This window comes from Pseudomonas trivialis (assembly GCF_001439805.1).
In the GTDB taxonomy this organism is placed as follows: domain Bacteria; phylum Pseudomonadota; class Gammaproteobacteria; order Pseudomonadales; family Pseudomonadaceae; genus Aquipseudomonas; species Aquipseudomonas trivialis.
In genome coordinates this window covers 243,108-264,121 of record NZ_JYLK01000003.1, presented here as the reverse complement: position 1 = coordinate 264,121, position 21,014 = coordinate 243,108, and the positions used below count along the sequence as shown (strand labels likewise).

10 protein-coding genes are annotated in these 21,014 nt (G+C 59.7%); 4 read left to right on the top strand and 6 right to left on the bottom strand.

The window, feature by feature from the left end; translation table 11 throughout:
• Positions 1 to 26: 26 nt before the first annotated feature.
• From TU79_RS06675 to guaA, 3 genes are all read left to right on the top strand, one after another.
• Positions 27 to 575 carry a hypothetical protein gene (locus TU79_RS06675; protein ID WP_057007265.1) on the top strand — a complete coding sequence of 183 codons (549 nt, stop codon included), beginning with the start codon at positions 27 to 29 and terminating at the stop codon, positions 573 to 575.
• Between the two features lie 105 nt (positions 576 to 680).
• On the top strand, positions 681 to 2,150 hold the full coding sequence (gene guaB, locus TU79_RS06670; RefSeq protein WP_003238496.1) for an IMP dehydrogenase: 1,470 nt from the start codon (positions 681 to 683) through the stop codon (positions 2,148 to 2,150).
• An 81-nt stretch (positions 2,151 to 2,231) separates the two neighbouring features.
• On the top strand, positions 2,232 to 3,809 hold the full coding sequence (guaA, locus tag TU79_RS06665) for a glutamine-hydrolyzing GMP synthase (RefSeq protein WP_003238499.1): 1,578 nt from the start codon (positions 2,232 to 2,234) through the stop codon (positions 3,807 to 3,809).
• Between the two features lie 219 nt (positions 3,810 to 4,028).
• On the opposite strand, the gene TU79_RS06660 is transcribed toward guaA, so the two are convergent.
• From TU79_RS06660 to TU79_RS06640, 5 genes are all read right to left on the bottom strand, one after another.
• Positions 4,029 to 4,934, bottom strand: coding sequence for a PoNe immunity protein domain-containing protein (locus tag TU79_RS06660; RefSeq protein ID WP_003238098.1), 906 nt, complete (start codon positions 4,932 to 4,934; stop codon positions 4,029 to 4,031).
• A gap of 144 nt (positions 4,935 to 5,078) precedes the next feature.
• The gene (locus tag TU79_RS06655) at positions 5,079 to 5,693 is read right to left on the bottom strand and encodes a GAD-like domain-containing protein (RefSeq protein ID WP_032871508.1); all 615 of its coding nucleotides are present in this window, start codon (positions 5,691 to 5,693) and stop codon (positions 5,079 to 5,081) included.
• Positions 5,690 to 15,001, bottom strand: coding sequence for a hemagglutinin repeat-containing protein (locus tag TU79_RS06650; RefSeq protein WP_057007264.1), 9,312 nt, complete (start codon positions 14,999 to 15,001; stop codon positions 5,690 to 5,692). Before TU79_RS06650 ends, TU79_RS06655 begins: the two co-directional genes overlap by 4 nt.
• A 44-nt stretch (positions 15,002 to 15,045) precedes the next feature.
• Positions 15,046 to 15,564 (bottom strand): toxin-activating lysine-acyltransferase, encoded by a 519-nt coding sequence (locus tag TU79_RS06645; RefSeq protein WP_017139694.1) that lies wholly within the window; start codon positions 15,562 to 15,564, stop codon positions 15,046 to 15,048.
• An 11-nt stretch (positions 15,565 to 15,575) separates the two neighbouring features.
• Positions 15,576 to 17,279 (bottom strand): ShlB/FhaC/HecB family hemolysin secretion/activation protein, encoded by a 1,704-nt coding sequence (locus tag TU79_RS06640; protein WP_057007263.1) that lies wholly within the window; start codon positions 17,277 to 17,279, stop codon positions 15,576 to 15,578.
• 497 nt (positions 17,280 to 17,776) lie between these two features.
• Here TU79_RS06640 and TU79_RS06635 point away from each other — a divergent pair, with 497 nt between their 5' ends.
• Positions 17,777 to 18,028 (top strand): hypothetical protein, encoded by a 252-nt coding sequence (locus TU79_RS06635; protein ID WP_057007262.1) that lies wholly within the window; start codon positions 17,777 to 17,779, stop codon positions 18,026 to 18,028.
• 486 nt (positions 18,029 to 18,514) lie between these two features.
• On the opposite strand, the gene TU79_RS06630 is transcribed toward TU79_RS06635, so the two are convergent.
• On the bottom strand, positions 18,515 to 20,818 hold the full coding sequence (locus TU79_RS06630) for an autotransporter family protein (RefSeq protein WP_057007261.1): 2,304 nt from the start codon (positions 20,816 to 20,818) through the stop codon (positions 18,515 to 18,517).
• Positions 20,819 to 21,014 lie beyond the last annotated feature (196 nt).

The following is a 21,014-nucleotide window of genomic DNA, read 5'->3' as shown; positions in this document are numbered from 1 at the left end:
GCCAGCCGCCACACCGCAGGACTCCAATGAATTCCCAAAGCATCCTTGTCCCGAAAATCTCCACCTTGCCCGTCCACGAACCCCGCGCACGGGCGATCGTGCGCTGGCTGGTGCGCAAGAACATCATCAAGGAAGAACTCACCACCTGTGGCCGCACCGGCAATCGCATGGCCTACGCCCTGGCCGACGGCGCCCGCGCCGTGGTGCTGCACCCCGAAGCGCTGCCGTTCAACGAGCCGGTCAACGGGCTGGAAATCATCTATAAACGCTGTATCTACACCCCGGCCAAGGGCTTTCTCGAGGAGGCCGGCTGCCCGGAATGCCTCAAGGAGATCGGCGAGGCGCTGTTCGAGAGCCTGGAAGACTGGATGCCTGGCCACACCGACAACTTCACCTGCCCGCTGTGTGGGCATGAAGATGACATCAACGGTTTTCTGTTCCTGCAGGCATGCGGGTTTTCCAACCTCGGTTTCATCTTCAACAACTGGGCGGAGGCGGGGTTCAAACAGAGCTTTATCGATGAGTTCGCCGATTGGCTGGACCAGAAGATCGCCTGGGTCAAGGTCGAGCTGTAACCCCTCCTATCCGTATTCCCAAATATGTCAGAGTTTTACATTGAGACCTGAAGGGTGTCTGAGTATAATGGCGCGCTTCCATTTTCCCGCTCGGGAGCCCCCGCGATGCTGCGTATCAGCCAAGAAGCTCTGACATTCGACGACATTCTCCTAGTGCCCGGTTATTCCGAGGTGCTTCCTAACGAAGTCAGTCTCAAGACCCGCCTAACCCGTGGCATCGAGCTGAATATTCCCCTGGTTTCCGCTGCCATGGACACCGTCACCGAAGCCCGTCTGGCCATTGCCATGGCCCAGGAAGGCGGCATCGGCATCATCCACAAGAACATGACCATCGAGCAGCAGGCTGCCGAAGTGCGCAAGGTCAAGCGTTACGAAGCCGGCGTGGTGAAAGATCCGATCACCATCGAAGCCGACGCCACCGTGCGTGACCTGTTCGACCTCACCCGCATGCACAACATCTCCGGCGTTCCGGTGCTGCACGATGGCGACCTGGTCGGCATCGTCACCTCCCGTGACGTGCGTTTCGAGAACCGTCTTGAAGTCACCGTCCGCGAAGTGATGACGCCTAAAGAGCGTCTCGTCACCGTCAAGGAAGGCGCCGACAAGAACGATGTGCGTGAGCTGCTGCACAAGCACCGCATCGAACGCGTGCTGATCGTCGACGACAAATTTGCCCTCAAGGGCATGATGACCGTCAACGACATCGAAAAAGCCAAGGCTTACCCGTTGGCCAGCAAGGATGACCAGGGTCGTCTGCGCGTTGGCGCGGCGGTCGGTACTGGTAAAGACACCGGCGACCGCGTCTCGGCCCTCGTGGCTGCCGGCGTTGACGTGGTGGTGGTCGACACCGCCCACGGTCACTCCAAAGGCGTGATCGACCGCGTGCGTTGGGTCAAGCAGAACTTCCCCGACGTGCAGGTGATTGGCGGCAACATCGCCACCGGCGCTGCCGCCAAGGCCCTGGCCGAAGCTGGCGCCGACGCGGTCAAGGTCGGTATCGGCCCTGGCTCGATCTGCACCACGCGCATCGTCGCCGGTGTGGGCGTGCCGCAGATCAGCGCCATCGCCAACGTCGCCGCAGCCCTTGAAGGCACCGGCGTGCCGTTGATCGCCGATGGCGGCATCCGCTTCTCCGGTGACCTGTCCAAGGCCATCGTGGCCGGTGCGTCCTGCGTGATGATGGGCTCGATGTTCGCCGGCACCGAAGAAGCCCCGGGCGAGGTTGAGCTGTTCCAGGGCCGTTCCTACAAGGCTTACCGCGGCATGGGTTCGCTGGGCGCCATGTCCCAGGCGCAAGGCTCCTCCGACCGTTACTTCCAGGACTCCTCGGCGGGCGCCGAGAAGCTCGTCCCGGAAGGCATCGAAGGCCGTGTGCCGTACAAGGGCAGCCTGAGCGCGATCATCCATCAACTGATGGGCGGCCTGCGTTCCTCGATGGGCTACACCGGCAGCGCCGACATCGAAGAAATGCGCACCAAGCCAGAGTTCGTACGGATCACCGGCGCCGGCATGGCTGAATCCCATGTCCACGACGTGCAGATCACCAAGGAAGCGCCAAACTACCGCGTAGGTTGAGGCTTCCAGCAAAACGTTAAGTAACCGGGGCTGTTCTTTCAGCCCCGAGTTGTTTCTGATTCATTAGACGAGACTGACTTCATGGCCCTCGACATTCACGCCCACCGCATCCTGATCCTCGACTTCGGTTCCCAGTACACCCAACTGATTGCCCGCCGCGTGCGTGAAATCGGCGTGTACTGCGAATTGCACCCGTTCGACATGGATGACGACGCGATCCGCGCCTTCGCCCCCAAAGGCGTCATCCTCGCCGGTGGCCCCGAGTCCGTGCACGAAGCCGACAGCCCGCGCTGCCCGCAAGCGGTATTCGACCTGGGCGTGCCGGTGTTCGGTATCTGCTACGGCATGCAGACCATGGCCGAGCAGTTGGGCGGCAAGGTGGCAGGGTCCGAGCTGCGTGAATTCGGTTATGCCCGCGTCGACGTGGTCGGCAAGAGCCGCCTGCTGGACGGCATCGAAGACCACATCGACGCCGATGGCCTGTTCGGCCTCGACGTGTGGATGAGCCACGGTGACAAGGTCACCAAACTGCCGGAAGACTTCCACATCCTGGCCAGCACCCCGAGCTGCCCGATTGCCGGCATGTTCAACGATGAACGCGGTTACTACGGCGTACAGTTCCACCCGGAAGTGACCCACACCAAGCAAGGCGGGCGCATCCTGTCGCGCTTCATCCTCGACATCTGCCAGTGCGAGGCTCTGTGGACCCCCTCCAAGATCGCTGAAGACGCCATCGCCAGCGTGCGCGCCCAGGTCGGCACCGACAACGTGCTGCTCGGCCTGTCCGGCGGCGTCGACTCCTCCGTGGTTGCCGCACTGCTGCACAAGGCCATCGGCGACCAGTTGACCTGCGTGTTCGTCGACAACGGCCTGCTGCGCCTGCACGAAGGCGAGCAAGTGATGGCCATGTTCGCCGAGAACATGGGCGTCAAAGTGATTCGCGCCAACGCCGAGGACCAGTTCCTCGACAACCTGGCCGGCGAGTCCGACCCGGAGAAGAAGCGCAAGATTATCGGCCGCACCTTCATCGACGTCTTCGATGCCCAGGCCAAACACCTGGACAACATCAAATACCTCGCCCAAGGCACTATCTACCCCGACGTGATCGAGTCGGCCGGCGCCAAGAGCGGCAAGGCCCACGTGATCAAGTCCCACCACAACGTCGGTGGCCTGCCCGAGGAGATGAACCTCAAGCTGGTCGAGCCGCTGCGCGAACTGTTCAAGGACGAAGTCCGCCGCCTCGGCCTGGAACTCGGCCTGCCGTACGACATGGTCTACCGCCACCCATTCCCGGGCCCGGGCCTGGGCGTGCGGATCCTGGGTGAAGTGAAAAAGGAATACGCCGACCTGCTGCGTCGCGCCGACCACATCTTCATCGAAGAACTGCGCAAGGCTGACTGGTATCACAAAGTGAGCCAGGCATTCGTGGTGTTCCAGCCGGTGAAATCGGTGGGCGTGGTCGGTGATGGCCGTCGTTATGCGTGGGTTGTGGCATTGCGTGCTGTAGAGACCATCGACTTCATGACCGCGCGTTGGGCACATCTGCCGTATGAGCTGCTGGAGACGGTCAGTGGGCGGATCATCAATGAGATTGAGGGTATCTCGCGCGTGACGTATGACGTGTCGAGCAAGCCGCCGGCGACGATTGAGTGGGAATGAGCCCACAGCGAGGCATGAAAAAACCGGCTTTTGCCGGTTTTTTCATGCCCGCGATAAGGGCTTATTCTTGCTGACGTGAAAGCTTTGAAGGCATTCATCTGTCGGTGAATCAAACCAAGTTCAAAGCACTTTATTCCTCCCATCTCCGGCATCGACGTTGGCACTTCTCGGCAGGTGCTTGCCTTGCGATAGCCGTGTCTTGCTTGATCACACTGGCGCTTATCTATCACTGGACCGGGTGAAAATTCGGGCCCAAAAGCCGGCTTTCTTTGCTGAAGCCAACGGTGGATGTGGCTCTGTTGTCTCTCTTGCCGGGTGAGTGCCAGGGCCATCAGGTCTCAAAAGGTCTCCCGGATAATGCTCTTGACCTAGACATGGCGAGTCATCCATTCCAAACGCCTTCACGGCAGCCACGGCTTCTACACACCAACGACCAAAATAAGCCCCGCCTTCAAAGTTCTGGTCGCCATAGGTATACCAATAAGGATGCCGATAGCTGACCGCTTGCGGGTCTGATCCGGATTTCGCGCCAGTGCGCACTTCCAGATACCAGTGCTCGACAAAGGCGTTGAGCAGCAGCGGCTGAGAGTCTGCGGGTGCATCCACGGCCTTCAACAAACGACCATACGGCTTGGGATATAGAAGCACGGTTCCTATCTTGCGGTCTGGACTGCGGCTGGCAATGATCCGATCAAGAAGTACGTCTTCGCCATCATTGCCGATCAAGGCCAGCAAGCGATGCCATTGCTCGTCTGGAATATCGAGTGCGAGTGCCAAGCCGACCAACCAGAAGCAAATGATGTAGTGGTCGTAGTTGACGCGCCAGTGGTGCCGGGTGAATTGCTGCTCCGTAGTCCACACGGTGGTGCCGAGGTGTTCCGCCTGTTCCCATGCTGCTAGCAGACCGGGGAAGTAGTGGGCCAAGTGAGTTATTGGATCTCCGGCGGAATATCTGCGCAAAATTTGGTGCAAATGGTCCTGTCCGATTTCAAACGCATACTGGGGGGCGTAATCGGGGTCAGCGGTTGGCGCCAAGAGAAGCTTTTGAGACTTCGCGATATAGCTGTCGCTGTCGTTAACGACCTTATCCCAATAGCTGGCATGGCCGAGTGGTGCGCGAATCATTCAGCTGTTCCTTTAATGAGTACGCCCTGCCCAAGCCAATTGCCCATCACGCTCCCTATTCCTTTAGGCCAATGATGGGAGGTCGTTAATTCCACAATTGATCCTATTGCGAACGGAATAGTTATTTTATTTATTTAATCTTATTCAACGTCGTAATTGATCAAGAATCATCAGGTGAACATGAATATCCACTTTTTTCATATGCTCCAGGTCAGCCTTTCCTCCAATGCAAAGGGCGGGCTCGAACGCGTACATCTCATCTGCGCCAACCGGCCCAAGCTTTGCCAGTGCGCGCTGGAACAGCGGCTTGCCTTGATTGTCCTCGAAGTCGAGACTTTCTCGACTGGTAGAACCAAGGAATATACCCAGCGTTCTATCCGGGACCGGGTTGGGCTTACTCAATTGGTTCTTCAGCGCAACAATACCGCCCGCTAGACTTGATATTGTAATTTTGCGCTGGTAACGCTCACCCCATGCATACAACGAACCAAATGCATCCCTGGCGATCACATTATAGTTGTCGACTTCTGCCAAGCCACTGCCCTGCAGCCACATATCGAGCGTCGCCTTGTATGGCTCCGGATCTACAATCCAGAACAGCCCATCAGCATAAGAGCACCAACCTTCACTCTGCCAATAACCAAGCAGGGCCTTGGGTAATATTGAGCGATACTTGTCGATACTTGACTTGGGCACTTCTCGTCGCGAGTTTGGTTCGCCTAGATTATCGATCAATGATTGAAAAAATTCGTCTCTCAATTTCCACGCCCTCTTAGTAACTCCAGTCTGACATTCATCTTCGCCTGCCCTGAACCATTGGCGATGGCCGAAGACACTGCCTCATCCAACGCTTTCAAGCGGCTCGGCCAGCTGCCTCCGATTGACGAGTTGATTAGTGAATCGCCCATTCTGACAGGTTCGTGACTGAACCAACCACCTGCGACCATATCAGGATCGTGCAGCGCCGCCAGCTCAGAACGAATCTCTCTGGCTCTGACGGCCGCTTGCGCAGAGGCGGTCTTGAAGTCAGTACCCTTGGTCATTAATGACTCAGTGATACTGTCTCTGACTTCATTTTCGAAGTCCTTGCCGAATTTCTGTTGTGCGGCTGCGGCATCTGGATTGCGTCCGAGCTTATCGTAGGCATCCCGAGCAGTCTTGAACTCCTCCACCGTCATACGGTTGATAGCATTCTGCTGCGCTAGGAGCTGTTTATTGTATTCCTTGAGGAAGCTTTTCTGCTGCTCTGGCGTCATCGCCTTGAACTTGTCGCTACTGAAAGGATTGAACGCCTTTACCGTAAACTCGTCCATTGCCGGCACGGCCTTATCCGGATTTGGCGGTGTTTCAGGTTTCTCATTTGTATTGGGAGCGTCTGTCGTGGGTTTATTATTACCCGCGAGCTCGTCGGGAGTGCGCGTAGGTGTAGTCTCTGGCGCATCGGCCACAGGCCGATGTGGCAAGGCGTTACTCGTCTTGGAGGCTTCGATCTTGGCCAGCTTGACGCCGTCTACTACCATCTTTTCAAGCTGCTGCGCTCCAACCTTGATCCCTGCCTTGGCCAGCGCCACGCCACCTTTCGCAGCCCCGCCCACCCCCGTTGCAATGCTGCCGACCTGCCAGGCGATTTCGCCGATGGCCTTGCCCAATGCTTCGGCGTTTTCATCGCCGCCGACTTCCAGCGCGGTCTTGATCGTTTCTATCTTGACGTTGAGTTCGTTGACGACGCTGTCGCCAAACTGCTTTCTGGCCTCCGGGTTATTAATCAGTTGACCAAGGCCGGTAAGCCCTTCGATGGGGTGCGCAACAAATTCGGCGAGGCCCGTGACGTCATTCCAGCCTGACTGGGCCAACCCCTTGCCGATGCCGAACTGGGTCAGAACATCCTGCCTGCCGCTGATGTACGACCATTTGGCAACGACTTTGCCGGCGGCAATCAGGCCTTTTGCTTCGTCGTATTCCTTCTTGAACTGCACGATCTGCTGAGTCGCCAGCCAGTTGTTATCCACCGCCGCACCCGCCGCGGTATTGGCGGTGGTCGGGTCGATGGAGGCGCTGGTCGCTGCCAGGCCGGTCACCAGGCTGACGATCAGGTTGCGCTTGGCTTCGCGTTGTTCTTCGCTTTCGTCGGGGCTGGTTTGTGAGAACAGGCCGGTGAGCAGGCTTGATGCCGCCGCGCCTGCCGCGCCGCTGCCGCAACTTTGACTGCTGGCGGCGGCACCGGCGCAGGCGACGATGCCGTGCAGTGCCGCGTGCAGTGGCGAGCCTTCGGTGAGCTCGCCTTTGGCCACCAGGTCGCCGATGTAGCCGGCACCCCGTTGCTGCACATAATTGACCACCAGGCCTTGCACGAAGGCAGCGTTGCCCGCGCTGATATTGCCGCCTGCAGCACCGATCAGGGCGGTGGTGATCTGGCGATAGGTGCCGCCTGCGCCCCAGTTTTCGGAGATCGCGTTGGCCTGTGCCGAGTACTCCCGCGCCTGGAGCTGCAGTTGCAGGCGCGCAGCGTCACTCATTGGCGTGTCACGATTGTCTGCTTTTGACTGCAGCTCTTTTGCCTGTTTGCGTTTGAGGTCCGCTTCCCTGGCTTTGTTCGCAAGGAAGGTACTGGCTTCGTTGGAGAATGCGCTGACGATCTCAAAACCGGCGCGGATTTCATCTTCGTCGAAGATCGGTTTGAGCGAGTTGCTACCATCGCGATCACTGGACACATCACGGTTGAGGCTGGCGACGGTTTGTTCAGCGGTCTGGCCGGTGCGTTTCTGCTGCTCGGCGTCGTCGGTAATGACGACGGCACCGCCACTGATGCCGCTGCGTGTCACGCTGCTTGCCTTGTCGCTGGCGCTGATGGCGATCGGCATATTGGCGCCGATGTTGTTCTCGTTTTTGGCCAGGTCGGTGCCCGGGTTAACCTTGCCGCCAGTCTGCGCGTTGCCCTTCTGGTCCTTGCCGACTTCGTTGTAGCCGCCGCCCAGGCTGACGGTATTGGCGTCGTAATCCGCCTTGTTCTTGATGTCGCGGCTGGTGAGGCTGGATGTGACCAGGCTGTTTTTGCCGTCCTGCACGGCCTTGTCACTGCTGGCGATCACGGCGCCGACCAAATCGGTGTTGCCCCGCACGTTGATGTCGAAACCGTCATCGCCAGCCTTGATGCCTGACTGCTCGGTGACGCTGGCATAGTTGGAGTCGATGTTGGTTGCGCCAAAGTTTGCGCTGGCACCGCTTATCGAGCTCATGCCGTAGCAGAACGGTGGAATACAAAGACTGATGCCGATGCCCAGGCTCTTTTCATCGACTTTGTACGTGTTGGTGTCTTGCAGGCTTTCGATATTAAGATCGCCGCCGACGTCGGCGATGACTTTTTTGCCACTGGCCACCGCCCCCTTAAGCTGCGTGTCGCCGCCGGATGACAGCAGCAACTGGTTGCCAGCCTCCACTTTGGTATTGGTATGGGTCAGCTCGTCGCCGTCGGCCTGGCCTCGGTTTCCGGTGGCACCCAGGTCCAGGGTAAAGCCGTTTCTGCTACCGCCCAGCGAGAGGCCGATACCGATGCTGGCGCTGCTGCCTTTGCTGTCGGTGTTTTGCTGGCTGGTGTTGTTGGCGGCGAGCAGGTTGATGTCGCCGTCCGCCAGCAGGCTGACATTACGCCCGGCCTTGATCTGGCTGCCTTGTACGGTGATGTCACTGGCTGCGCCAGCGCCAGTAGCGCGCAGACGCACATCGTTGCCGGCGGTAATGCTCGATCCGGCGGCACTTTCACTGATCTGCGTGGTTTTGCTTTCGTTCTTCTTGGTGCCCAGCGACAGGCTGATGTTGATACCGCCTGCCGCGCCAGGGTCCATTGCCACCGCCGTGGCGGCGTTATTACCGGCCAGCAGGACCGTGGCCGCTGCCAGCGCCTTCATGCGCCCGTCATCGGTTTTCTCCGATGCCTGCTTCATCTGCTGGGTGGTCTGGATTGCACTGATGACAGGGTTAGTCACCGTCAGAGTGAACCCGGTCTGTTTGAACAGGGTTTCACGTTCGCGCTTGCTTGTGTTGCGGGCTTCGACGACATCGATGGTTTGCCCGGTGATATCGACGCTGCCTTCGGGCGCGCTCACCTGGCTGCCCACCTGGCGGTAGCCTTTGCCCGCTTCCATTAGCACATCGCCCTTGGTTGACCCCACGGTACTCGCCGCTGCGGTCTGGCTGGTGGTGAGGTCCTTGACCGTTTGCTGCTGGGTGCCGAGCGTGACCGCGATGCCGCCGCCGCTGAACAGGCCGCTTTTCTTGACTGACTTGTCGTGACGTTCGCTGCTGCTTTCCGTCGCGGCTTCGATATTGATGTTGTTGTCAGCCGCCAGGACGGTCTGGTTGGTGGACACCACGTTGCTGCCGCTGACGTTGATGTCGCGACCGGCCTGCACATAGGTTTTCTCGGCACTCAGCGTCGAGCCCTGCGCCTGGGTCTGGTTGACGGTGTCGCGTGTGGTGGTGGTCTTGCTGGAGAACAGGCCGTTGCTGCCTTTGAATTTGTGCGCTTCATCGGCGAACTGGGTGTTTTGCGCTGCGGTCAGGTTCACGTCGCGCCCGGCGTCGGCGATGATTGCACCTTGCTGACTGGTGACGCTTGCGCCTCGGGCATTGAGGTCCTGCCCGGCACTGAGGCGCACATCGCCTTGGCCTTGAATGGTTGAGCCGACTTCGGTCTGGCTGGCGTCTTTGCGCCAGTTGCTGCCGTTCCAGTTAACCGATTGCTGATGGGCTTCGCCAACGGTGGTCAGGTTAATGTTGTTGCCTGCTTGCAGCGAGGTACTGCCGCCGGCGCCTGCGTTGACCACCTGAGCGCCGGTCAGGTTGAGGTCTTTGCCCGCGTTGACGTCCATGGTGCCGCCAGCACCGCTGACAAACAGCCCGGCCACCCGCGAGAGATTGGTGCGCGTACCCTGGGTGCTGCTGCTGTCACGGCTGTTGGACACAACGTTGACGTTTTGCCCTGCATTGATCGCCAGGGTATCGGTGGCGCCGATCAGGCCGCCGAGGTTGTCGAGGTTGTCCCGTGCCGTCAGGGAGACCTTGTCGGCCTGGATGCGTCCGCCGAGGTTTTCGATGTTCTGCGCGGTAATCGCCATCACGCTGCGCCCGGCCAGGCTGCCGCTGTTGACCAGATCGCCTGCAATATTCAGGTTCAGACGTTGCCCGGCGATCAGTGAGCCGGAGCCGTTGAGGTCGCTTTCCTGCACCCGCACGTAGACCTGTGGCACCAGCACGTTGCGGGTTTCGCCGTTGGCGAGGGTGACCTTTTTTTGTACCAGCCAGACGATATCGCTGGTCAGTTGCGCCATCTGCTCGGGGGACAGCTCAATGCCCGGCACCAGTTGCCATTGATTGGCAAGGGTGACGGCATTGTCGATCAGCGCCCGGTATTGCGCTTCGTCGTTGGCGTAGCCGTCGAGAAAGCGTCGCCCCGTCAGTTGCGCGACCTGTTCGCGAATCAGTTTCTGCTCATAGAAGCCATCGCCGAGGCGCTGCTGGGTCAAGGCAGGGTCGACTTGCAAGCGCTCCAGCATGTAATCCGACGACAGCCAGGTGCGATAGCTGGCGAAACGCGGATCTGTTTCGACCAGGTAATTGCTGGTGGTCTGCGGATGGGTGGTGAACAGGCTGTTATTCGGCAATTCCAGGGACGGGCCCCCGGTGCGAATTTGCTCGGCCACGCCTTGTGCGTTCTGGGTGGTCTGCGCTGCGACCTGAACGATCGGAGCTACTTGAAAGGTACGGGCGGCCGGAGCGCTGACCGTACCGGTGGAAGCGATCTGCTGACCGACGGCCTGAGTACCGCGTGCGCTGATCTGGGTGCCCGTGCCGCTGACCGCTGTGTTCTGCGCGAAGACGGTAGGTTGCAGGGAGATATCCTGAATGAGCGGGGCAGGGGTATAGGCTGCGGTGTTCGCGCCTTGCCGGTCGCGGCCCTTGCGCTGGATGCGGTAGAAGTTGGTGACGCTGCCGCTGTCGACGGTGGTGCGCTGGCCCGACACTTCGGTGTTGGTCAGGCTGGTGACGTCTGCCTGCAATAGTCCGCCGGCGATGATGCGGCTCTTGTCGTTGAGCACGTCGCCGGCGCTGATCTGCATTGTCCCGCCAGACAGGATCTGCGCCGGGGCCGAGGTGGCGATCTGGGTTTCGTTGACGACGCGGGTGTAGTCGTAGCGGTTCCAGTTGTCGCGCTGGCCCTCGGGGGTGACCAGGTAATTCACCTCATCGTGACGTAGGGAGATCTCGTTGGCTTGGTAGCGGTTGGTCGAGCCGGTGAGTTGAAACTCCTGCTCGGGCGTTCGACTGACCTCAACATCGCGCGTGCTGAAATGTTCGTTGGTGTTGCGCACGCTTTGTACGTTCAAAGACAGATCGCCAAGCGCTTCGAGGGTCGCGCTGGCATTGGTCAGTAATTGAGCGCGACCCTCAGCGGTATCGAGCGCGCTCAAGGTCCCGCCAATGGCGAGGTCGCCAGCACTGAAGACCAGCGATTGCTCGCGGTTATTCAGGGTCGCGGTGCCGATATTCAGTGATTCACGGGCTGCTATCGTTGCTGCGGTGCCATTTTCATCGAGGTTGTTCAACGTCGAGGTGGCTATCGCCAGTTGGTCGCCATACAGGCGCGCGGTGCCGAGGTTATTCAGCGTCGCCGCCTGCACGCGGACTTGCTGGCCGTCGATCAGCCCGCGGTTGGTCAGGGTGTCAGCGACGTTCAGACGAACCTGGCCCGCGCTGATTTCGGCGTTGGCGCTGTTGTCGAGCGTCTGCGCGCTGACTAGCAGGGACTTGCCCGCCAGCAAACGCCCGGTGTTGTTGAGCGCCCCGGCGGTGCTCAGATCAACGTTGTTGTTGGCCTGAATCTGCCCGCTCAAATCAAGGCCGCTCTGCAACCTGAAGTTGATGTCACCCAGGCTCAGCGCCCGGCCCGTGCCGCTGTAATACGCGGCGTTGAGCGACAGCAGCTTGCCCGCAATCAGCGTGCCGTCGAGGTTATTCACCGATTGGCGACGCTGCGCGGTATCGCGGTCGTGGATGGTCAGGTCACCGGTCGAAGAGATCAGCCCGCTCTGGTTATTCAGCGTTTGGCTCACGCCCAGCAGCAGGCCTTCATCAGTGTGCACGGCACCGGTCTGGTTGTTGAAGGTGTTGACCGCCAGGTTCATGCTGCGGCCTTCAAGGCCTAGGTTGGTGCCCTGGGTGGCGCTGTTGTCGAGCACATCGGTGCTCAGGTTCAACGCGCCTGCACTGCGGACCAGCCCACCCTGATTGATGAGGGCCTGACCCAGTGCCAGCTCGACGTCGCCGAGGCTTTGCAACTGGCCGCCACGGTTATCCAGGCGTGCGCCGTCGACGTGTACGGTTTTCTCGCCAATGATTTGGCCGCCGTTGGTGTTGACCACGTCGCTGGCGGTGAGCAACAGATTGCCCTTGGTACTCAAAAAGCCAGTGCTGTTATTGACGCTGGCGCTGCGGATTTCCACGGCATCCTGACCGCTGATGCCTTTGGTGGTGCCGGAGTCGAGGTTATTGAGGGCCTGATTTCCGGTGTCGATAAACAGTTTGCCTGCAGACTGAATCAAGCCCGCCGCGTTACGCAATTCGCCGCTGCGCAAGTCGAGCGTGGCGCGTGCGTCGAGCGTGCCATCGCTGTTGTCAAACAGATTGCCGTTGCTGTTGAGGTCCAGTGCCAGGCCACTGATCACACCGCTGTGGTTGTTCACACCTTGCGCCGCCACGGCGATGTCGCCCTGGGCTTCGAGACGCCCTGCGTCGTTGTTCAGTGCGCCATCGGTCACGTTCACCGACAGCCCGGACTGCACCGAACCCAGCACGCCATGGGTGTTGTTGAATTGTCCGGCGATGATCGCCATGCCCTGGGTCGAGGCGAGCGTGCCGCCGATATTGTTCAGTTGACCGAAGCGGGCTTGCAGCGTGCTGCCGGCGCTGAGGGTGCCCTGAGCATTTTCCAGGCGCGCGCCGCTCAGTTCAGCGCCGCCGCTGGCAGCCAGCGTTCCGCCGCTGTTGTCGATCAAATCACTGGCGGTCACCGTCAGCAGGCCGCCGTCGGTTGCAACAACTTTGCCGTTCTGATTATTCAGCGTGCCAACGTCGATCGCCACAGCGCCAGGGCTGCTGACCTGGCCGTTCTGATTGTTGAATTGCTCGCTGACATTGATCTGTAAAGGCTCCAGCCCCGTTTGCAGAATGCGCCCGTATTGATTGGACAGGGTGCGGGCCTGGAGCGTGAGCTGTTGGCCCTGGGCCAGACCTTCATCCAGCACCACGTCGTCAGCCTTGATCGACACGCTGCCATTACTGGCAATGCTGCCTTTGGTACTGCCGAGTTGGTTGGCCTGAATGCCCAGCGAACCCTTGCCTGCGTGTTCGATGCTGCCGCTGCCGTTGTCGATGCGACCGGCGCTGATCCGGGTATTGGTCGCGTTTGAGGCAATTCGTCCGCTACGGTTGTCGAGGCTCACGGTGGCGTTTATCGATGTGTCGGCGACGCCGGTCTGCACCAGCTCGCCGCCGACGTTGGACAGATCACCGGCGTTCAGTTGCAGGTTGTCGGCGTTGACGCTGGCGCTGTCTGTGCGCAGGGTTTTTGTCGCGTTGGCCGCGAGGGTCTGGCTGGCATCCACGCGGCTGCCACTGAGATTGCTATCGCCGTTGTTGGCGGTCAGGGTGACATTGCGGCCTTGAGTCTGGCTGCCGCTGAGGTCCAGATCATCGGCCTGGATGCTGACATCGCCTGCCGCCAGGTTTTGACCCTGCGCTTTGACGTGGGTGGCGCGCACCGCAAGGTTGCCGCTGCTGCCCAGTTTGCCGTCCACGCCTGCGCCCGCCGCCAGGCTTGAGCCCTGGGTGCTACGAATCGATTTGGCGCTGAGGGTTGTTTGATTCTGGCTGGCAATCGTGCCGCTGTTGTCGATATCCCCGGAGCTGGTGAGGTTCAAATCGCCCTTGGCGTAAAGCGAGCCGCTATTGTCAACGCTTGTGGCAGTGATACGGGTGGCCGTGGTGCCGCTGATTGTGCCCATGTTGTGCAGTTTGCCGTCTGCGCTGACGACCACTTCACCCGCCATGGCGCCAATTTGCCCGGCATTGCGCATGCCGACACCCGATTCGGTCCCCACCAGCACGATCTTCCCGGCGTACATTCCGCCCAATTGCGCCACGTCGATGCCGACGGCTGGCTTGTCGCCGTCGGCGCCGGCCTGAGGTTTGGCCTGGGTGTTATCGGCGTTGACCTGATTGCGTCCGGCAGTGACCTTAAGGTCATTGGCCCAGATACCCGCATTGACCTGCACGGTACGGGCAATCAGGTCGGTGTAATCGGCGTCGCGGCTATCAAGGCCCTTGCCCTGAATGTTCAGGGTGCCGCCGTTCACGGTGTAGCCGCTGATGCTGCCGTTCTCCAGCTGCACCTGACCGGTGCTCAGGGTCGCACGGTTGGCGTTGATGAAGCCGCAACCGTCGCAGGTAATGCCGGCCGGGTTGGCGATGACCACCTGGGCGCGTTGCCCGGCGACTTCGACATAGCCGCGTAACTGGCTGGGGTTGCTGGCGTTGACCTCATTGAGGATGACCCGCGCGCTGCCTTTGGCCATCGCTGCGTTGCCTTCGATCCAGCCACCCAGTTGCGTTTGGGTGTTGGCGCCGCTGTTGTTGAGGATGACGCCGCGCGGGTCGACATCGAACTGATTGTAGGTGTTACGCGAAACCCCGGCCGCGCTGGGCGCTTGAATATTCACCTGCGGCGTGCCGTTGGCGCTTTGAATCACCGTCGGACGCTGGCCGGCTGCGGCGGCAGGATCGGCCACAATCGTGCCCGCCGCCCACGCCGGTACAGCGCTCCAGGACACCAGCCCGAGCGCGATCATCAATGCAAAACGCATCGGCCCGAGCGTTGCCGTGCAGCCCGCGGAGGCGGTGGTGAGGCTGACGCGAGTGCCCGGCGCCTTGACCTGGCTGGTGACGTTCTCCGCCACCACCATCAACAGCCCGCGTGCCTTGTTGAAAACAATTCGGTACAGGTGCTTGTTCATAGCAATTCCATTTGCGGAGCCGGCCCGCGATACAAAAGTTGAAGTTACGGTGCTGTGGCAACCGGGTGAGCTGCAAACCAGGCTCTGGCCTGTTCAGGGATCACACCGATGCCCTGGAATGTCTTGATTTGCAGGCCTCGCTCGTCGCCCCGGTGATACAGCGCGCGACCGCATCGGTTGGCGAACAGGTGGCGCTGGAGGATTCGGGTAAAGGTGGCTGTATGGCCAAACGGCGCGACCCAGTCGTTGAGCCAGAGACGCTCGCCGCAATTCCAGTCCGCGTCGCTCAATGTCAACGGTGATTGCTGCAAATAGCGCTGTTCCGCTGCTTCATCGACGTTAAGCCAAGAGAGGTAGCACACCGGCTTGCCGTGCTCGCTGCCCAGCACGAATTGGCGATGCTTGAGCGCCGGCAGCAGAAGTGTCGGTAAGCTGTGCAGTGGCGCATCACGGTGAGCGCTGGAATGCATCCACAACCAAGTGACCGAGCCCAGCACTGCCGCCTCGTTCCAAGGCTCGTCGATCAGGCCGGGTGCCGTGATGTCCAGGGTTTCAAAACGCATGGCATTACCCCTCAGAACGACCAGATGACGGTAAAGTCGCTGGTCACGTTGGCGGTCTTGAAGCCATCGGGCTTCTTGAGCGGCGTGCCTACCGACCAGTCATAAGACAGGCCCTTGTAACCACCACGCACACCCACCACAGCCCCCGCCAGTCGTTTACCAATCAGGAACTTACTGGCCTGACCGCTGACTTCGCCGTAGTCGACACCGGTGTAAAGCTCCTGGCCGGTTTGCCCCAGCGCCAGGCCGACTTCGTTGCGCAGTGTCCAGCCGCGATCGGCAGAAAGAATGTTTTCGCCGTCAAACCCGCGCACGCTGTAGCGTCCGCCAATCGAGAAGCGGTCTTGCGGCACCAAAGATGTGCGGTTCCATTGCGACCGCCAACTGCCGATATAGCGCAGGCGCTGGTCGCTGAGGGCGAATGGCACTTGCAGCTGGGCGTCGGCGGTGATGATCTGCGAGCGGGATGTGCCTGCACCAGAGGCTTCTTCGGGGGCCGGCAGCGAGTCATGTGCGCCGGTGCCGCGACGGTAGGCGACGCCAAGGTCCAGAATAGAGGTGCCGATAAATTCCCGGTGATCCAGGCCGAGCTGCCAGCCCGCCATGCGCCGATCCTGGTTGCCGATCTCGGTGTCGTCGATGAAGTTTTCAGAAGACCGTGTCCACAGGCCACCCCACGCCGTGGTCTTGCGCACGGCATCGCGGTAAAGCAGGCGAGACAGGCGCAGATCGTTGGTACGGCTTTCGCCTCGATACTGGTACGTTTGGGTGGCGCCGGCGACCGACTGCTCGTAGTTATACTCGCTGGTGGTGAACGCCAGTTGCCAGTAACCCATCGGCAGCGAGTAGTGGAGCGTATTGCCATTGGAGCCGTGTCGGCCGGACTCGCCGCCGCCCAGGTCGTGGTTGAAGCTGGCGTAGAACAAATCGTTGAGCGATAGCAGGTTGTCCAGCGACAGCGACACATTGCCCTGATACTTGCCTGTGGATTTGCTGCCCGAGTTGTCGACGGACAGGCTCACGCGGGCCGGAAACTGCTGGCTCCATTTGATCACCACATCGCTTTCGCCGGGCTTGGCATCAGCCGCCAGGGTGGGTGTGATCTGAATGTCGGCGTCGGCAGTGGGCACGCGCTTGAAGTTTTCCAGCGCCTGTTCGATATCGCGCAGGTTAAGCAGGTCGCCGGGGTTGGCAGGCATCGCATTCCATAGGGTTGCGCGACGGCTGGTGCCTTCGGCAAAGCGGATTTCGCGGATGCGCCCCGGCACGATTGTCAGCACCAGAATTCCGCTGTTGAGGTCCTGCGCTTCGGCAAGCACGCGGGTGGTGACAAATCCCGCCTGGATGATCGCATTCTGCATGCGCTTCATCGTCATGTTGATGCCCGCGCCACCCAGGCAACGCCCCACTGCGGAGTCTTCCTCGGGGTTGGCGGCCTTCAGCGCCCATTGAAACTTCTCGGATGCGTCGCCAATCAGGCGGATGTCTTTAATGGCGAAGCAGGGCGCTTCTTTTACGGGAAGACGAGAGCCGCCTTCGTCGAGCGCAGGTGCCTGAAGACGCACATCGGGCCGCGATTCCAATTGATCACGCAGCGCGCGTTCACGCTCCTGCTGACGCAGTAATTCCTCTTCAGGCCCGGCAGCCTGAGCGGTGGCGGTCGTAAAGAGTGTCCACACTGCCAGCGCCGTCAGCGCGAGGTGTCTTGCATTCATCGACGACAAGCGGGCCAGCCCCACGACATATCGAGAGGGGCCAAGCTTGTGCAGTGGGCAGCGTGAGTCCGCAGGCATTTCACATCCTTGTGATCAGAATCAGAGGCACAATAAGTGAACCGCCTGGAACGGCAGTGGCACTGAAGAAAATAGAAAAATGTAAAGGTTTCGACGAGCAGAAAACGAAATTTCCTACATTCAATCATACGCTCTGATGGAGGCTTAGCCCGAAAGTTCAGTGACGGGCAAGGCTGCGATAACAACGCTCAGGAAAACGCTCAGGAATGTGACGATCTTCACGCATATTGCGAGTGCTGAGGCAAGCGAATCAGATAGTTTGCTAGATATTAATACCTGGATCGAGCAGATCCAGGAATGGTCGCGCCTCATTAGCGGGGTTGTGCTGATCTTAGGGGCTCGTAGCGCACGAGGCATTTGCCCTGTTGATGCGGCGCACGGTCTTATGGTCTCGCAGGTGAAATGTCCCGGTAGATCTTATGCCGCTGTTTACGGTGTTGCAGGAAGTTTTCCTACATGACGTCAGGCTTGGGCTCCAGCAAGGGCTATTTGAACTAAAAGAGGAAAGAAGAGGCAATACGATGAAACGTTGGGAGGCGTACCAGGAAGGCAAACGGTTTGAAGGTGTTCAGGCCCGCGACCATTCCGAGGCAGTGCTTGAAGCATTGCGCAAACTCGATCTCGATCTCGATGACGAGTCGGGTCTGGACGTGCGGCTGGCCGCGCAGTAATTCGGGAAAAGTCAGCCATGTCGTCCAGCACTAATCCGCTTGTTCTCTGCGTGTATAGCTGCACCGTGTATGGCCAACTTGCATCTGCCTTAATCATCGCCCGAGCTGACTAAAGCCTGCTCCGCATGCGGTGCCGAAGTCCTGGCTGAATGGGGCGGCGGCGTAGAGATGGTCACCAATCAACTCGAATAACGGAAAAATATGTGACGCAAGTTTTTGCTCCTAACCGATGACCGAACCGCATGAGTAATGCAGTGCGTGCGAAAACAGCTTTTCGTTAATGGCATTTTTCGTGGTATCAGCTGAAAAAATTAAAATAAAAATATGACTTTTAAAGAATTTTTATGGTTGTTTATGTTCGAGTGGGAGTAAGGCTAATACGCACCCACCTGTTTTATAACTAAAAAACAGATAGCGCATTACCCTCAGCTTCAAAACAACAAAGCCCGCATCAGCGGGCTTTGTCGTTTCAGACCAGGACGCTAATCAGAAGTCATAACGCACGTTCGCAGTGAACGTGTCCGCATTAAAACCACTGCTGGTCAGGTAGTTGTACATCCCTCCCACGCTCCACGCGCCCACGCGGTAGTTCGCGCCCAGTCCCAGCTCGTAGCTGTCGCGCGCCGGTGTTGCGCCTGTGGTGGTGAACGGAGTGCCGCCGAGCACGAAGGTGGAGGTGGTACCGGCCTTGTCGCCGATGAAATCGTGCCAGGCCATCAGCTTGGCTTCCGGTTCCAGGCTACCCGCACCTACGTCAAAAGCGGCCGCGAGGCGAGCGCCCAGGCCCATTTCGCCGATTTCATAACGCTGTTTGCCGACGTTGAGGGCGGCTGAGCTGCCTTTTTCACGGTACGAATCAATCGATACATTGGCATAGCGCGCACCGACCTGTGGTTCCAGCAGCCACTGCTTGTCGAGCTGGAAGGTGTAGCCGGCCAGTGCGTTGACGCCGAAGATCTCACTGTCGTAATCGGCCTTGGCGCGGGTACCGGCGATGTAGCGTTTGGACTCGTTGTCGTTCCAGCCGTACATCAGCGAGGTGTCGACAAAGAAGTTGTCACGGGCCCAGTTGCCGTACAGGGTCAGTGCATGGCCGCTCACGTCGGTTTTGTTGCCCAGGTCGGATTTGACGTCGCTGGTCAGGTAGCTGTAAGCCAGGCCAACGGTGGTGTCGGTGTTGAGTTTGCCGTCGGCACCCACGGCGATGCCCTTGGTGTTGGCGTCGTAGCCGTCGATACCGTGGCGGCTGTCCTGATTGGCGTCGCTGGACAGGGCCTGCATCCAAACGCCTTGTTCTGCCAGAACGTCTCCGGAAGAAAGACCGCTGCGCGCTTTGCTGGCGCGGCGGTTGATGGCACTGGCGACCAGGTTCTGGCTGTTGGAGGCGGCGTTGATCACCCCACGGCTGACGTCCGGGGTCAGGGTTTCGGCAAGTTTGGCCAGGTCTTCACGGGTGGCGGCGTTGGCGAAACGCTGGAATACCGGGTCGCTTTCGTCCATCAGCCCCAGCACCGTATTTTTGAACGGCTTGATGGCGTTCACCGCGTTGCGCGAACCACGGGCACCCAGCAGGTCTTGCGTGATCACCTCATCACTGCGAGTGGCAACCAGTGCTTTCACGTCCTGGCCTTCAATGCCGAAGTTCTTCACCTCAAGCAGCGCCGAGGAGGACACCACGGACAGGTTCTGCGGCTCTTCCCAAGTGCCAGAGTTGATGAGGGTGTAGCGTGTGCCCTGGGCCGACGTGCGGAAGTCGTCGGAGCGAGCCTGCAGTTCGATCTGGCTGCCTGGAGAGAAGAAGGTATTGCCAGTGACTTTCAGGATCGGCGTGTTGGGCAGTGTGGTGTTATCCAGCAGCAGACGCAGGCGCGCAGTGTCGCTGTCCATGTCGAGGTCGCCCACAATCGTGGTCTGCGGGCGAAGCAGCGTCAGGCGGCCACCGTCGATATCGACGAAACCGGCGCGGATGGTCGAGCCATCGAACATCGCGTCCCCTTGTACCAGCACACCACTCAGGCCCAGCAGGTCACCCTTGACCTGACCACCTTGCCAGTAGAAGTACGAAGGGGAGGCATTGTCGTCCGCCAGAATGGCTGCCGTGCCGCCTTCGATCAGGCCGCCTGTCTGCCTGATGGAGAGGGTGTCGAAACCGCCGGAGGTGTCGAGACTGCGAAGGCGGATACCGATCCCGTCAGCGGAGATAGTCCCGCTGTTGTTGATATCACTCTGGAAGGGCGCGCCTGCCATCTGACCGGTAAAGCGGGCTTTCTCGATGTCGATACCCATGGCGTCAGTGCCACGCGCGATGATAGTGCCCGAGTTATTGACGCGCGCTTGGGTCGAGGTGATCAACATGCCTTCGGCTTGTACGCCAGCCACCGTGATGTTGCCGTTGTTGTTCACTTCACCCGCGATCTTTGCCAGATACAGGTCCAGCCCGACGACGTCGTTGCCGCTCACCGTAATGTCGCCATTATTTACCAGGTCGCCACCGACATTGGAATTGAGCGCCATGGTGATACCGGACGGGAAGTAGGCGGCGGGCGCAGGCGTCAGGTTGATGTTGCCCTGGTTGACCAGGTTGCCCGCCAGGGTCAAGTCGATCAGCACTACACCTGCATTTTGCGAGGTCCCGCTGAAGGTGGCGTTATTGAAAACATCACCGGAGCTGCTGTATGCCCCTGTGCTCAGATCGTAGTTGAGGTCGGGGGCGGAGGCGGCATGAACCGTGGCAGTGGTCGCCGCGACGGACAGCGCCAACAACGAGCGGCGCAGGTGGGAAATGTTCAAGGCAGTATCCTTACAGGGCAGAAACTGACAGGGAACAACCTACGCGTCAGCGTCTTTCTTTGGCTTCCCTGCCAGCTTGTCAGTGAATGGCTGATTCAAGCGCGTGCGAATTTACACGATGCGTGTAAGAAGATTCATCATAAAAAAAGAGTAGAGGACGGAAAAAAGCTAAAAATGCGACGCCTTGGCTGTTTTT

Excerpts from the sequence above, each read along its gene's own strand:
- TU79_RS06635 (WP_057007262.1), top strand. The coding sequence starts at position 17,777 with ATGCCGCTGTTTACGGTGTTGCAGGAAGTTTTCCTACATGACGTCAGG.
- guaB (WP_003238496.1), top strand. The coding sequence starts at position 681 with ATGCTGCGTATCAGCCAAGAAGCTCTGACATTCGACGACATTCTCCTA.
- TU79_RS06645 (WP_017139694.1), bottom strand. The coding sequence starts at position 15,564 with ATGCGTTTTGAAACCCTGGACATCACGGCACCCGGCCTGATCGACGAG.
- TU79_RS06640 (WP_057007263.1), bottom strand. The coding sequence starts at position 17,279 with ATGAATGCAAGACACCTCGCGCTGACGGCGCTGGCAGTGTGGACACTC.
- TU79_RS06660 (WP_003238098.1), bottom strand. The coding sequence starts at position 4,934 with ATGATTCGCGCACCACTCGGCCATGCCAGCTATTGGGATAAGGTCGTT.
- TU79_RS06675 (WP_057007265.1), top strand. The coding sequence starts at position 27 with ATGAATTCCCAAAGCATCCTTGTCCCGAAAATCTCCACCTTGCCCGTC.
- guaA (WP_003238499.1), top strand. The coding sequence starts at position 2,232 with ATGGCCCTCGACATTCACGCCCACCGCATCCTGATCCTCGACTTCGGT.
- TU79_RS06650 (WP_057007264.1), bottom strand. The coding sequence starts at position 15,001 with ATGAACAAGCACCTGTACCGAATTGTTTTCAACAAGGCACGCGGGCTG.